This is a genomic window from Chryseobacterium jejuense (assembly GCF_017877355.1).
In the GTDB taxonomy this organism is placed as follows: Bacteria; Bacteroidota; Bacteroidia; order Flavobacteriales; family Weeksellaceae; genus Chryseobacterium; species Chryseobacterium jejuense_A.
Genome location: NZ_JAGIPR010000003.1, coordinates 166,545 through 180,610, shown reverse-complemented (window position 1 = coordinate 180,610; position 14,066 = coordinate 166,545). Strand labels below are relative to the sequence as shown.

Here is a 14,066-nt window from a genome sequence, read left to right as displayed (position 1 = left end):
ATTCCTTTCTTATACCGTATTTTTAATATTCAGAATAAATAATTGGATGAAGCGGTTTTAGGTTCTTTTATAATGACCAAGTGTTCTAAGATCTGTTTTTAAATCATGATAAAATTCGTGAAACCTTCTATGTTATTTGTGTTTCAATAATAAGTTTCGGCTAAAGCCGATGGAACGGTTTCTAAATTCATTTGGCTGGCAGGGCTTCCTTCGTGAACTTTCTCCTTCGTAAACCTACTGTCTATGCTCAGGATTATAGCCCCCTCCTATTGATGCTGACATCCGCATGGATAATAGTTGTTTAACGACAAGATCTTTTATCTTTTATCTTTTATCTTTTATCTTTTATCTTTTATCTTTTATCTTTTATCTTTTATCCATAAAAAAACCCCCTTCAAAAAAGAAAGAGGCTATATCTATATAAATATTTAATTTACTTCTTTACACCAATTCGACTCCAGGTATCCATTACAAAAAGAAGGATAAGACCTATTGCAGCAGCAGATGCAGAAAATACAAACTTAATGTTGTCTTCATCAGCAATAAGGTCATTCTGCCAGTTGATAGCATACAAATTAATAGCGATGAAAACGATGAACAGTACTAAAAATACTTTATAAAACTTCTTCATAATTTTTAAAAATTAACATAATTCAGCACCAATTGGGCAAAATTTGCAGTGAATAATTTAATTGAAATCGCTAAAAGGATAATACCGAAAACTTTCTGAAGAATCATCAAAGTAGCATCTCCTATTTTCTGCTCCAACCATTTCGCTGATTTCAGCACCAAATATACGAAAATTGTATTAAGAATAATTCCGCAAATAATATTAATATCATGAAATTCAGCTCTGAGGGATAGTGCCGTTGTTAAAGTTCCTGCTCCTGCAACTAGTGGAAATGCGATGGGTACGATAGAAGCAGCCTTTGCCTCGGTTGTTTTATTGATCTCAATTCCTAAAATCATTTCCAGCGCTATGACAAAAATCACAAAAGCTCCGGCAATCGCAAATGAATTTACATCTACTCCGATGAGCTTTAGGATTTTATTTCCTACGAATAGGAAAACAATCATAATTACTCCCGCAGTAATTGCAGCCTTACCAGCTTCAATCTTTCCGAACTTCTGCTGAAGGCTTACTATAATGGGAACTGAGCCGATAATATCGATAACGGCAAAAAGAACCATAAAGCTGGTAACGATCTCTTTAAAAGAGAAACCATCAAAAATTTCCATCTCTTTGTAATTAAAAATTTCGCAAAAATATGAAAATAAATTAACTATTTGCTAATTTGTGAATATAAATTAACAATTGTTTTCAAAAGTTCTTCTATACCATCATGAGATTTCACAGGAGCATATTTCTCCATGTGAATTTTCTGCTGCAATCTTGCATACTGTTCAGCAACTGAAGAACCTTTATGCTTTTCAAGAAAGGTCTTAAACTCTGCAGCAGAGCCTTGAAAATACTGATTTCTCACTTCCTGATCCAATTCTTCCAGTGTAACAAAAAACTTTTCATAATCGCCATTATCTTTGAGATTTTCAAGATAACCAAAATAATCGTTGATATCCGTTTTCAGCAACTCTCTAATCTCTTTTTCCGTTTCAGCCACAGAACCCAAAGGTTTTTGAGGTATGGTTTCCCTAACTAATGTACGTTTTTTTTGCCAAGTTTTAAATAACAGATACACAATAAATAAGCCTAAAAGAATGCCAATATTGGTTAAAAGAATATTCCAGTGGAATTTGCTCTTTTCTTTTACTTTAAATGAAGTGGTTTTAAGAACCGGAGTATCTACCGTCTCCAAAAGGTTATTGGTATATTCATTCACCTTCTCTACTGTAGAGCGGGATTCCATTACCTGATCGTGGGAAAGTGCATTTACATCCAATGTTTTCTGCCCCAGATCCATATATTCTTTGTTCTCAGGATCAAAGAAAGCAAACGGTTCTGTCTTAATAGAAATAGCTCCTGATTTGTTAGGAATTACTACATAATTGGCAAAAATTTCTCCTTTCATCCCCGTGCTGCCTGGAAAAACCTTTGAAGTGATTTTTGGAGCAAAAACTTCATAATCAGGAGATGCTGCAATTTTCGGAAGTACCAGATCCGGTAAGTTTCCTTCTCCTGCAACCTTTACAACAACATTCAATGGCTTTTTAGCTTCAGGTTTTTCTTTCGTAGTATTATAAACGCTTACGCTGAAATTTCCAACTGCATTTTTAAAACCATCAGGGGCACCTTCCGGAAGTTTTCTTACATTAATTTTTACTTTATTGGAAACAATTTTATTTTTATTTGAATAAGAACTTACGGATGCTGATACTCCAGGCACTTCAACATATCCGGCTTCATTCGGGAATACCATAAACATCGCCAGGATCTGTGATGCCATATTTCCGTTATCAGACGGATCAATTTCAGATTTATTGAAATTAATAGGGTGCACGTTGATATTTTCCTGTTGTGGAAGACGGATATTCTTTACTTTTCTAAGATTATCCATATTTCTGGAATATACCTTCAGAACAGCAATGGTAGGCTGATCCTGATATACATTCCTGTCTTCAATCTCCATATTCAGATATACTTCATTGGAAGTATTACTGGCTAAGGATTTCTTTTCAACAATATCTCGGATATTAACGTCGAAAGGTTCAGTTTTGTAGATTTTATTATTGACGGTAACCAATACTGATCCAATTTTAATCTTTCCTTTTTTCTTAGGTTCAAGAGCAATTCTGGATACTTTTTGAGTAATAAGCGTATTGGTTTCAGGATCAATCACGGTATTGGTTACGGATCCGCTGCCGATAATATTGAATTTTGAAAGATCCGGAAGCTGGAAACCTGTCTGCTGAACAAGGTCACTCCCATTCAATTCAAGAACTATTGTAAGGTTTACAATATCCTTACCTCCATACTCGTTTTTATCAGCATCAAGAGAAAGATTTACCTGTCCGTAAGTAATTACGGATGCTAAAGTAAGCAATATGTAAATCAATTTGTTTTTCATCACCAATCTTTCTCGTTGCTTTCGGGCATCGAATAAGAATTCTTGTTTAAAATTCTTCTGGCGGTTTCTTTTTCTTTTTCGTTTATTTTATCTAAAAGCTGATTTTCAAGGTTTTTTGGCATTCTGCCCTCATTATTCTGATTTTGCTGAGGATTGCCCTGGTCACTTTTGCCTTCGTTTTGCTGGCCATTTCCCTGATCCTGTCTTTGGTCTTTTTTATCACCTTTCTGATCTTCACCTTTGTTCTGATCATTACCGCTACCGCCGCCTTTTCCGGACTTATTCTGCTCGCTTTTGTTTTGTTGCTTTTCTTTTTCCTTTAGTTTGGCAATCTCATAATTTTTACGGGTAGCTTCACTGTAAGGGTTTTGTTTAAGCGATTTTTTATAATAATCTGCCGCTTTTTCCGGCTGATTCATCTGCATATAGGTATTTCCTAAATTATGAAGGGCAGCTGCCTTATCTGGAAGAGTTTGTGAAAGTTGTTGTGCTTTTTCAAATTCCGCTTTTGCTTCTTCATACTTTTTACTTTTATACAGAGCATTTCCCATATTGTAATGGGCCGTAAAATCTTTATCATTGGATTTTACAGCTTCTACATATTTGGAAGAGGCTCCATCATAGTCTTTACCGTCAAATTTCTGATTGCCTTCATGAACCAAAGTTCTGTAGTTTTCCTGCCCAAACAAAAAGCCTGAGAATGAGAAAGCAACTATAAACGATAAAAATATGATTTTAGTATTCATTATCTGCAAAATTATTTCTTTATATGTTAAGAAACAGAGTTTTATTTGTTAAAATTGGGTTAAAGTACCTATAGATTTTCTTCTATAAATAAAGGAAAACTATAGATTGAAATCATTTTTGGGATTAAAAATATAAATTAAAAAGAAAAACAGGATAGATACAGCTAAAAAATATTGATAATAATGGTTTGCATTCTGTGATTTCACCAGTGTTTCTGATCCTGAAGACTTTTTATTAAGAGCATCAATGATCCTGTCCGGAGCTTCATTGATATTATTTCCGTCAATATACGTTCCTCCTGTAGAACCTGCCATTTTACTCAAGGCTTCAGTTTGTCTTTTGGAAATAACAGTATTTCCATTAACATCCGTTTTATAGCCCATCAATTGTCCATCGTTGTATACAGGAACCGGAGCTCCTTCATCTGTTCCTATTCCTACAGAGGTAATGGTAATCCCTTCTTTATTAGCAAGCCTTATGGCTGCATTGTCATTCCCTTCATTATCTTCACCATCACTCAGCAATATGACTTTTCGGGATCCTTTGCTTACATTTTTAAATTTCTCAGTGGCTGCCTGCATTCCTTTCAGAAAATCTGTTCCCTGGATCTTCATGGAGTTGGTTTCAATAGCCCCAATATATGTTTCCGCAGAATTATAATCTGTTGTTAAAGGCATTATTGATATAGCCTGACCTGCAAAAATGACAATTCCGATCTTATCGTTCTTCATTTTCGACATGGTCTGCATCATCAGATTTTTGGCTTCTGTAAGACGGCTCGGCTCAATATCTTCAGCATTCATGGAGTTGGAAACATCCATCATAAAGATGACATTATTCAACCTCTGATTACTTTTTACCTCTTCGGATCCATTCAAAAGATCGATGATTGAAAATATCAGAAACAATGTACCCAACAGATATAACGCAGGAAAAAACTTTGTAAATCCCGAATTCTTTTCAAATAAATTTTCATGAAACTGGCTGGCAGCAAAGATATCTCTCTTTTTCTTTCTCCATTTTAAAAAACGAACCAAAAAGGAAGCTAACAGCGGCAGTAGCAACAGTAAAAATAAATACCAATAATTTCCTAAAGACCAACTCATCAGCTTAAAATTTTATAAAATACCCATCTCATTAATGCATCCAGTATCAACATCGCCAACGCTATCCAAAGAAAGATCTTGAAATACTCTTCATAGTCATACAGCTTTGATACTTTTACATCAGATTTTTCCAACTGATTGATCTCATCATATACTTCTTCAAGACTACTGTTAGAAGTAGCCCTGAAATATTTCCCACCTGTAGTCTGAGCAATTTCTCTCAACGTATTTTCATCGATAGTTACCTCAGCTTCAGTAAAAATAAGGTCTCCGAAAAAATCTACAGCTGTTGGCATCAGGGCATAACCATTTGTTCCAATACCAATGGTGTATACCTTTATATTATTATTTTTTGCCAGTTCTGCAGCAAGTTGTGGCGGGATTGCATTTTCAATATTACTTACCCCATCCGTCATCAAAATGATAACCTTGCTTTTGGCTTTACTTTTAATCAGGTGATTCACTGCAACGGAAAGACCTTCTCCGATGGCTGTTCCCGGCTCAAGACCTGTAGAATTAAGATTTTTGATCTCATCAATCACGACCTGATGGTCTGATGTAACAGGAACTTTGGTAAATGCTTCTGCAGCATAGGCAACTACTCCTATCCTGTCATTCGGGCGTTTCTGAACAAACTTAACGGCAATATCCTTCAGGGCTGTAATACGGTCCGGATTTAAATCTTTCGCCAGCATACTGAGCGAAACATCAATAGACAGCATAATATCTACTCCTTTGGTATCATCTCTATCCTGTGAAACCGTAAAGGTTCTCGGTCTTGCCATAGCAATAATAAGCGCCGAAAGGATGATATACTTTGATATCTTCAATAAGAAAAGAACACCTTGTATTCCACCGCTCGTTCCCATATTTTTTATGGTAGGAACTTTTATACCTTTTCTTTTCTTTTTACCCGCATCTTTTATGATAAGAGGAATAAACAGTAGAAAAAGCAGTAAAAACCACGGACTGTAAAACTCAAAACTAAACATCCTTTCTTAAGTTTTCGAATTCTAAATCTTTGGATGATCTTTTCACAAAGTCTCTGATCTCTGCAAAATCCTTCTCCATCACCGCTTGATCAGGAAATGTTTTGGCAAATTTCACCAAATCTCCTCTCAGGAATACTTCCTCTATGATTTTCTCATTATCCTGAGAAATGGTATTATTCTTCTTCATAACATCAATAAGGTCATCAGTCAGAAGAACATCTGCCGGAAGATGATATTGTTTGGTAATAAAATTTCTTGAAATTTCAATCAATTCCACATAAAATGAACGGAAATTGCCTCCTTCAATATATTTTTTCTTTTTAAGGGAATCCAATTCCTTCAAAGTTTGGTTGGTGGCTACCACTGGAGAGCTTTTCGATTTTCTGCCCCATTTTACAATCATAATGATGGCAATAATCAGGGCAATGGCTGCCAATGCTGCCAAAATATAAAACTTGTACAGTTCCCAATAATCTTTGGCATCAAGCTTCACCTCCTTATTTTTCATGATATCATTAATCTGGTCTGCCTTCTGAGCCGTGTTAATGACCTCTATTTCGTAAGGAATAGTTTTCAGTAGCTTATCTCCTACTTTAAACTCCAGTTCAGGAATGGTAAATTTCCCTTCTTCAAAAACTGCAAATTCTATTTTTCTTTCATATGAATTGGCATTTTGCCCGATACTGTCTTTGGTTTCTTCAAAGTGAAAAGGCAGCAATTCATTTTTGGCCGCAGAGTTTACCTGCTCATCATGAAGATTATCAATCTTAATAACAAGGTGATTGGTTTCTCCCAGAGCAATGGTTTTCTTCTCTACATTGGAGGATAATATCTGTGAAAAAGCGTTTACACAGACTAGAAAAGATAGTATTAAAAGTATTTTTTTCAATGTTAAATAATAATAAAGGCTAAAGCCTAAGTTTTATTGACGAACAAAACCCGTCGTTATTTTTTCTGAAAATAATTATACAACAATTTTGAATAATCCGAACCGGTATTTATATTCATAAAACTGGCCGAACTATTGGCAAAATCATCTTCCAACGCTCTTAATTTCTGTTTCTGAGCTTCTGCAAAGGTATATCTCCATCTTGCACTGGAAGTATTTGCCCATATTTCGTTTCCTGTTTCTGCATCATACAACAAAGTATACCCTACATCAGGAATTTCATTATCTTTTTCATCATAGATCCTCATTCCAAGCAGCTGATGTTTCTTTGATGCCACTCTCAGCATTTTAGAATCATATTCATCCTGAAAGTCTGAAAACAGAAAGACCAGAGATTTTCTTTTAAAAATTCCCATCATATATTCCAGCGCCTTATCTATTTTAGATTCTGCCGGAACATAGTCTGCCGTAAGAATATTGCTGATGATGGAAAGGATGTGCTTTCTTCCTTTTTGAGGAGGAATTACTTTATATACTTTATCTGCAAACAGGATCAATCCTACTTTATCATTATTTCCGGCTGCTGAAAACCCCAGGCTGGCTGCTATTTCTGCAACATATTCTCTTTTCAGCTGAGCTTTTGTTCCATAATCCATAGAGGCAGAAACATCCACTACAATCATCATGGTTAGCTCTCTTTCTTCTTCCATTACCTTTACAAATGGTTCACGGAAACGTGCCGTTTTATTCCAGTCGATTCTTCTGATCTCATCACCAAACTGGTACGGGCGAACTTCTGAGAAAGTCATACCCTGCCCTTTAAAGGCACTGTGATATTGCCCCATCAAAGCAGCCTCCGTCTTTTTTCTGGTACGGATTTCTATCTGCTTTACTTTTTTTACAATATCTTTTATCTGCATAGAGGATTGTTATGTTTAGAGTTGAAAGTTTTGGGTTTAAGGATTTTCAATATATGTTTTCAATATATGATTATAGCTTCTAGTTCCCGTTTTCTAATTCTTACTTAAACTCAATAGATACATTCAACCATTCGTCATCAAACTTTGGGCTGTATTTTTTATAAAAATTGATGGCAGGTTCATTCCAATTCAATACCTGGAACACCATTCCACTGTATGCATTTGATTTCCCATATTCTACTGTGGCATCAAACAGAAGTTTTCCGATCTGTTTTCCCCTCATTTTTTCTGTGACTACCAGATCTTCAAGATACAATCTTCTCCCTTTCCAGGTTGAATATCGATCATAATATAATGAGATCCCTACAATTTCACCATTCAGTTCTGCAACAAAAGCACCCCAAACCGGAGATTTCCCAAAACCATCTCCTGTAAACTCATCCAGAGTTACGGTTACTTCATGTAATGCTTTTTCGTATTCTGCCAGTTCTTTAATTAATTTCAGCATGGAAGCGCAGTCTTCCTGAACTGCTTTTCTGATTACAACATCACTCATTATGGTGCCTGGATTTTTGCTAAAATTCTGTTAATGATTTCTTCTGTTGTGATTTCCTCTGCTTCTGCTTCAAAAGTTAAGCCCATTCTATGTCTCAATACATCTTTAGCCAATGCTTTTACGTCTTCAGGAATTACAAAAGCTCTTCCTTTTAAGAATGCATATGCTCTTGATGCAATGGCTAGGTTGATGGATGCTCTTGGAGAAGCTCCAAAACTGATATAGTTTTTAAGTTCGGATAATCCGTAGTTTTCAGGATAGCGGGTTGCAAAAACCATATCCAGAATATATTTTTCTATCTTTTCATCTAAATAGATCTGATTAATCAATTCTTTTGCATCAACAATATCCTGAAGTGCAATCACCGGTTTTACAGTTGGCTGATGGGAAGTAGAAACCATTCTCATTACCTTTCTTTCATCTTCAAAAGCTGGGTAATCAATAGTACATTTCAGCATAAAACGGTCACTTTGTGCTTCCGGCAACAGATACGTTCCCTCCTGGTCGATCGGGTTCTGGGTAGCCAGTACCAAAAATGGTTTTGGAAGCTTCATGGTTTCATCACCAATAGTTACCTGCTTTTCCTGCATCACTTCTAAAAGTGCTGACTGTACTTTTGCAGGAGCACGGTTAATCTCATCCGCAAGAACGAAATTCGCAAATACCGGACCTTTTTTTATAGAAAAATCATTGTCTTTAATATTGAAAATCATTGTTCCCACTACATCTGCAGGAAGTAAATCCGGCGTAAACTGAATTCTTGAGAAGTCTCCATGAACTGCATCTGCCAGGGTTTTTATCGCCAGGGTTTTTGCCAATCCCGGAACTCCTTCAAGAAGAACGTGACCATTCCCTAAAAGCCCGACTAACAGACGGTCTACCATGTATTCCTGCCCAATAATCACCTTGTTGATTTCCTGTCTCAGAAGAGAAAATAAGTAGTTTTTTTCTTTTACTTTTTCCGTCAACTGACGGATATCCTCGGCTTGATATGTATCTGACATAGCTTGATTTAAAATAAGTGGTAAATTTCTGATAAATACTTGCATTAATCAACATAATGAATGCCATATTTGAGTTAAAGTTTGTTAAAAATTCCGGGTTTAACAAGTTATTTTGAATTCAAAATAAATTTTATTGCGATAATTCTATTGTCACAATTCAATCTTTCGTATTATCATTCAATTCATTATATAAAATGTTGTGACAAATAATTATCACAACATTTTATATAATGTAATACTTCCTTACAGTGAAAAATTATGTAGAGAAATTAGAGTTTTGTAATATTTATTGTAAACGCACCTTCCGGTTTATCTACTGAATCCTCATAAGATCCTATATTAATATAATATTCTGTTCCCGCAGTTGTTGTAATCGTCATTGTTTCAGAAGAACCACCTCCACCAACATCTTTTGTACCTACACAAACCAAACTATTACAATTTCCACTGTATACTCCTATTTTAGGATCAAAAGAAGCTGCTGCAGGAGTAACTTTAATCTCATATTTACTACCATCTCCTGTTAATTTAAACCATAAACCATCGTTCATTCCATCATTAGCACATGCTAATATAAATCCTCCGTTATTAGTAGACGACATTCCATCAGCCTGTGTATAGGCATAAGGAAACGCAGAAACCTGCAAAGCTCCGGAACATGCATCATTTACTGGTATTGGAGGAATTGTTTTAAAAGTATAATCCGCACAGCCGGAAGACTCACCATTAGCAGACACAGCAGTTACTTTAAAATAATAATTAGTATCACGATTAAGAACAATAGATGGTGAAAGATTATAATTTACACTATTGACCGTTTGATTATTGATAACATCCGTTCCGCCAGGACTTGTCCCCAAAGATAACCTATAAGAAGTTGCCCCCATCACGGATTGCCAGCTAATACTAGGTGACAAAGGAATAAATTGTGCATTATTGGCAGGAGAAATCACCAAAGGGCAACCTGGAGCAAGATTAGCTGTTAAACCTGAAATGGTTACTGCAGATTTATAATCTACTCTTATTCCTCCAGGTGGAGAGGCCGGATCAACAACATTACGATCACCTTTATAAACAAGAGAAGAATTCTGTATATAAGGATAAACACGAAAGACTTCATCAAAATTATTAATATCGATACTTGGCGAATTTTCTTTTGCAGCCACTACCAAATTATCAATGTTATTATAAGCGAATGGAGTGGTAAAAACGATTTCAATTTTATTACCATTTTTATTAACGGTACCCGCAAATACCTGAGTCAGTTGAGCAGCTGGAATCCAGTCTGTATTGGATGCAAAGGATACTTTTGGGGTATGGCCAAGATAAACATTCCAATTAGAAGAGTCATTAATGTTTGCAGAAGGATCAAGATAAAAAATTAACCCTGTTATATTTCCTGCAGCACTGGCATTCACTTCCTGCTTAGGAAAAATCTGCTGAACGTAGGAATAGGAAAAAAAACTGCTTATAGGTGCAGATCCTACACTTCCACTTCCGATATTGATATTGATCTGAGCTTTAACTGCTAACACTACAAAGAACAGAGATAAAAGTAAAATTCTTTTCATTATTAATAATATTACCATTGAATACAATGCTAATTTAATAATAAAATATTGATTCTTGTAATAAAAAAAAATTATTCAATGAGATCTGCTAACTAAGATGAATGCTTTCAATACAAATTTCTTTATTTAATTAAAATATTTAAACATTCAACAACAAAACAACCATTAATCTAAAAACAAAAACAAATAATCGTTATTTTTAATACATATTTTAATATATTTACATTAAATATCAACGATATGTATAAAAGACTATTTTTTGCAAGTCTATTCATTACAGGCCTCTTCAAATCACAGACAACAACTGTGACGAATCTGATTTCAGATGCTGTATATTATGACGGCTATGATTCTCTTACCACTGCTCCCGTTCCTTCCGGTCTCATCAGATTAGGTAACACAAGATATGCAAAAAAGCTTACAGATGCAGAATTAGATTCCTTTAAAGCAAAAATCGCAATGAGAGTAACCATAGGTGCTCTATGTGATAATTATGATCGTCTGGGAGAAGTATTTTTGGCACTGGTTCCCAAAAATCAACCTACCTATACTATGAATGACGCGAATGTGAAAAGAATTGAAGCAGCCCGTTACATCACTCCGTTCATGAATAAAAACCGAGCTCCAATAGAAGTCCCTTTCACTTATGACATCAGCAACCTGTACAGCGTATTTCATAATACAGAACTTCGAAATGCTTATGATATGTATATGGAACTTGATGTTTTTGGAGTACCTTATGCTGCACAGACACAAGTTGCAGGCTGTGCAAATAGAATTGATGTTTTTTCAGGAAACCTAACTTTCTTCTCAACTGACGTAGGAGCAACTCCTACAGATTACAATACACTGGTTCCTATATTAAGTTATAATAAACTCAACAACTATAACAGTACTGATGTTACCGGAGAGACTGTAAGACTTGTTACATTCAATCTTCCTACCGCTGTCACCAATGCTCGCTTTTTTTTAATCTCCACTCCACATGGAGCTGGTACAGGTGGTGAAGAATATGTCAGAAGACAAAACTACACTTATATAGATGATGTACAGGTATTGACCTATACTCCAGGTGGAATTTCCTGTGAACCTTTCAGAGCATATAATACACAAGGTAACGGAATCTATCAAAGTGCTCCTGCAACATTTGCACAATGGACTTCATGGAACAACTGGTGCCCGGGTAATTCGGTTCCTATCAGAGGTTTTACCTTACCCTCCATGACGGCAGGAAATCACACTTTAAAACATACGATCCCTACTGCTGTTTTCAATGGAAAGGATGGTGATGTATTTTTATCTGTTTACATGCAGGGGAAAAGCAATGCTTCTTTACATGTAAAGGATGTAAAAACAATAGATGTGAATATTTACCCTAATCCTACAACTGATTTTGTCAATATAAAATCGAAAGAAGATATCACATCCATGACCCTTTTTAGTATGGATGGAAGAAAACTTGCTGAAGTTTATAAAGAAAACAGAATCAATCTTTCATCATACAACACCGGAGTCTATTTTTTAAACATTATATTGAAAGACGGAACTACTTTTAAGCATAAGATCATCAAAAAATAATCAATTTCAATAAGAATACGAAAGCAGATCTTCCTTTAAAACCTTTTTGAAAAGCATACAATAAGTCATAAAAAACAGTTAATAAATAATAAAAAGCCCTCCCTTGACAAAAATCATCGGAGGGTTTTTAGCTTCATAAAAATTGATAAATATCTAAAAAGGAGAAGTTAAATTTTCTAAAACCCATTACAATCCTGTCAAATTTCCCCGTAAAAAGAAAATAATAAATAATGTATTTTTCAGGCATTATAGAACTTTTACTTTAATCCTTTACCCAAAAAATTGTCATTTTCAGTTTATTAAACTATTTTTGGTGATTAAAATTTCTGCAAAATGAATTATCATTTTCAAGCACACAGACAGGTAAGAAGAAACATTTTAGATATCCTGCAGAACACTTCCCACGAGGATCTTCTGCTGATTCCGGATGGCTTCAACAACAATATTTACTGGAATATCGCCCACACGGTTGCTACTCAGCAGCTTTTGCATTATTATTTAAGCGGAAACCCTTTCCGTATTGATAAATATTGGGTTGAAACGTACAAAAAAGGAACGTTACCGAACTTAAATGTTCAAAAATCCGAAGTAGAAGATCTTGAGTTTTTACTTACAGAAACCTCTAAAATTTTAATGAAGGATTATGACAGCGATTTCTTTTCAGACTATACGCCCTACACTACAAGTTTCGGGATGGATTTGAAGAGCATTCAGGATGCCATTATCTTTAACAATATGCATGAAAGCCTTCATTACGGATATGTAATGGCGCAGAAAAGAGCAATTTTAGGAGAAAAATATTAGTAGTACGCTGGAAGAAAGGGAGCTGGAAGTTAGAAGTGGAACAATCTTCACGGATTTCCAACCCCGAATCCTGGTGACCTTAAACATAAAATTTTATACAAATCAATGAAAGACGATTTTATTTTCGGGCTGCGTCCCGTGATTGAAGCAATTGAAGCGGGAAAAACGATTGACAAGATCTTTGTGCAGAATGCACTTCAGGGTCCTATTTATGCTGAACTAAAAGCGATTTTAGCGAAAAATAAAATCCGTCCCAATTATGTTCCGGTTGAAAAACTGAACCGTTTTACAAGAAAAAACCACCAGGGTGTGGTTGCTTTTATTTCGGATGTTCCGTTTCATAAAGTGGAGGATCTTGTTCCACAATTATTTGAAGAAGGTAAAACTCCTTTCCTTTTGATTCTGGACAGACTTACAGATGTAAGAAACTTTGGAGCGATCTGCAGAACGGCAGAATGTGTGGGTATAGATGCTGTTATTATTCCTGAAAAAGGAGCAGCTCCTATCAATTCTGACGCCATTAAAACGTCTGCAGGAGCTATTTATAATATTAAAATCTGTAAGGAAAACAACCTTGCTCATGCAGTAGATTTCCTTCAACAGAGCGGAATTACTGTATTTTCGGCATCTGAAAAAGCTCAGAAACTTATCTATGATGTAGATTTCACAGAACCATGCGCTATCGTTATGGGAAATGAGGAAACAGGTATTTCTAAAGAAGTATTGCATCATTCTGACGAAAAAATAAAACTTCCTATTGAAGGAAAAACTCAATCTCTGAATGTTTCCGTGGCATGTGGAGCAATCCTTTATGAAGCAGTGAGACAGAAGAGTTTGAAAATAAATTAATTCGGTAACACAACACTTAAAAAAATT

14 protein-coding genes are annotated in these 14,066 nt (G+C 35.3%); 3 read left to right on the top strand and 11 right to left on the bottom strand.

Translation table 11 applies throughout. The features are described from left to right. Positions 1-433: 433 nt before the first annotated feature. The 11 genes from J2772_RS07970 to J2772_RS07920 form a co-directional block, all read right to left on the bottom strand. Positions 434-631 (bottom strand): hypothetical protein, encoded by a 198-nt coding sequence (locus J2772_RS07970; protein WP_066694630.1) that lies wholly within the window; start codon positions 629-631, stop codon positions 434-436. Between the two features lie 5 nt (positions 632-636). Beyond that, on the bottom strand, positions 637-1,239 hold the full coding sequence (locus J2772_RS07965) for a MarC family protein (RefSeq protein ID WP_209915431.1): 603 nt from the start codon (positions 1,237-1,239) through the stop codon (positions 637-639). Between the two features lie 44 nt (positions 1,240-1,283). Further along, positions 1,284-3,023, bottom strand: a complete 1,740-nt coding sequence (locus tag J2772_RS07960; protein ID WP_209915429.1) for a BatD family protein — start codon at positions 3,021-3,023, stop codon at positions 1,284-1,286. Next, on the bottom strand, positions 3,023-3,769 hold the full coding sequence (locus J2772_RS07955; RefSeq protein WP_209915427.1) for a tetratricopeptide repeat protein: 747 nt from the start codon (positions 3,767-3,769) through the stop codon (positions 3,023-3,025). The genes J2772_RS07960 and J2772_RS07955 overlap by 1 nt, the downstream gene beginning before the upstream one ends. Positions 3,770-3,868: 99 nt before the next feature. Further along, positions 3,869-4,876, bottom strand: a complete 1,008-nt coding sequence (locus J2772_RS07950; RefSeq protein ID WP_209915425.1) for a VWA domain-containing protein — start codon at positions 4,874-4,876, stop codon at positions 3,869-3,871. Further along, positions 4,876-5,868, bottom strand: a complete 993-nt coding sequence (locus tag J2772_RS07945) for a VWA domain-containing protein (RefSeq protein ID WP_209915423.1) — start codon at positions 5,866-5,868, stop codon at positions 4,876-4,878. The genes J2772_RS07950 and J2772_RS07945 overlap by 1 nt, the downstream gene beginning before the upstream one ends. Then, positions 5,861-6,757: a BatD family protein gene (locus J2772_RS07940; RefSeq protein WP_209915421.1), complete on the bottom strand. Its 897-nt coding sequence runs from the start codon at positions 6,755-6,757 to the stop codon at positions 5,861-5,863. The genes J2772_RS07945 and J2772_RS07940 overlap by 8 nt, the downstream gene beginning before the upstream one ends. Positions 6,758-6,813: 56 nt before the next feature. Next, positions 6,814-7,677 (bottom strand): DUF58 domain-containing protein, encoded by an 864-nt coding sequence (locus J2772_RS07935; RefSeq protein WP_209915418.1) that lies wholly within the window; start codon positions 7,675-7,677, stop codon positions 6,814-6,816. Positions 7,678-7,777: 100 nt separating this feature from the next. Continuing rightward, the gene (locus J2772_RS07930) at positions 7,778-8,233 is read right to left on the bottom strand and encodes a GNAT family N-acetyltransferase (protein ID WP_209915416.1); all 456 of its coding nucleotides are present in this window, start codon (positions 8,231-8,233) and stop codon (positions 7,778-7,780) included. After that, positions 8,233-9,237: an AAA family ATPase gene (locus J2772_RS07925; protein WP_209915414.1), complete on the bottom strand. Its 1,005-nt coding sequence runs from the start codon at positions 9,235-9,237 to the stop codon at positions 8,233-8,235. The genes J2772_RS07930 and J2772_RS07925 overlap by 1 nt, the downstream gene beginning before the upstream one ends. A 269-nt stretch (positions 9,238-9,506) precedes the next feature. Then, a complete protein-coding gene (locus J2772_RS07920) occupies positions 9,507-10,808 on the bottom strand; it encodes a hypothetical protein (RefSeq protein WP_209915412.1) in 1,302 nt (433 codons plus the stop codon). A gap of 240 nt (positions 10,809-11,048) precedes the next feature. Here J2772_RS07920 and J2772_RS07915 point away from each other — a divergent pair, with 240 nt between their 5' ends. From J2772_RS07915 to rlmB, 3 genes are all read left to right on the top strand, one after another. Continuing rightward, positions 11,049-12,386, top strand: coding sequence for a peptide-N-glycosidase F-related protein (locus J2772_RS07915; protein ID WP_209915410.1), 1,338 nt, complete (start codon positions 11,049-11,051; stop codon positions 12,384-12,386). Positions 12,387-12,719: 333 nt separating this feature from the next. Next, the gene (locus tag J2772_RS07910; RefSeq protein WP_209915408.1) at positions 12,720-13,190 is read left to right on the top strand and encodes a DinB family protein; all 471 of its coding nucleotides are present in this window, start codon (positions 12,720-12,722) and stop codon (positions 13,188-13,190) included. A gap of 105 nt (positions 13,191-13,295) precedes the next feature. After that, positions 13,296-14,039 (top strand): 23S rRNA (guanosine(2251)-2'-O)-methyltransferase RlmB, encoded by a 744-nt coding sequence (gene rlmB, locus J2772_RS07905; protein ID WP_066694653.1) that lies wholly within the window; start codon positions 13,296-13,298, stop codon positions 14,037-14,039. Positions 14,040-14,066 lie beyond the last annotated feature (27 nt).

What these genes read in the sequence shown, in the direction of transcription:
- J2772_RS07970 (WP_066694630.1), bottom strand. Translation starts at nt 631, where the DNA reads ATGAAGAAGTTTTATAAAGTATTTTTAGTACTGTTCATCGTTTTCATC.
- J2772_RS07965 (WP_209915431.1), bottom strand. Translation starts at nt 1,239, where the DNA reads ATGGAAATTTTTGATGGTTTCTCTTTTAAAGAGATCGTTACCAGCTTT.
- J2772_RS07960 (WP_209915429.1), bottom strand. Translation starts at nt 3,023, where the DNA reads ATGAAAAACAAATTGATTTACATATTGCTTACTTTAGCATCCGTAATT.
- J2772_RS07955 (WP_209915427.1), bottom strand. Translation starts at nt 3,769, where the DNA reads ATGAATACTAAAATCATATTTTTATCGTTTATAGTTGCTTTCTCATTC.
- J2772_RS07950 (WP_209915425.1), bottom strand. Translation starts at nt 4,876, where the DNA reads ATGAGTTGGTCTTTAGGAAATTATTGGTATTTATTTTTACTGTTGCTA.
- J2772_RS07945 (WP_209915423.1), bottom strand. Translation starts at nt 5,868, where the DNA reads ATGTTTAGTTTTGAGTTTTACAGTCCGTGGTTTTTACTGCTTTTTCTA.
- J2772_RS07935 (WP_209915418.1), bottom strand. Translation starts at nt 7,677, where the DNA reads ATGCAGATAAAAGATATTGTAAAAAAAGTAAAGCAGATAGAAATCCGT.
- J2772_RS07930 (WP_209915416.1), bottom strand. Translation starts at nt 8,233, where the DNA reads ATGAGTGATGTTGTAATCAGAAAAGCAGTTCAGGAAGACTGCGCTTCC.
- J2772_RS07925 (WP_209915414.1), bottom strand. Translation starts at nt 9,237, where the DNA reads ATGTCAGATACATATCAAGCCGAGGATATCCGTCAGTTGACGGAAAAA.
- J2772_RS07920 (WP_209915412.1), bottom strand. Translation starts at nt 10,808, where the DNA reads ATGAAAAGAATTTTACTTTTATCTCTGTTCTTTGTAGTGTTAGCAGTT.
- J2772_RS07915 (WP_209915410.1), top strand. Translation starts at nt 11,049, where the DNA reads ATGTATAAAAGACTATTTTTTGCAAGTCTATTCATTACAGGCCTCTTC.
- J2772_RS07910 (WP_209915408.1), top strand. Translation starts at nt 12,720, where the DNA reads ATGAATTATCATTTTCAAGCACACAGACAGGTAAGAAGAAACATTTTA.
- rlmB (WP_066694653.1), top strand. Translation starts at nt 13,296, where the DNA reads ATGAAAGACGATTTTATTTTCGGGCTGCGTCCCGTGATTGAAGCAATT.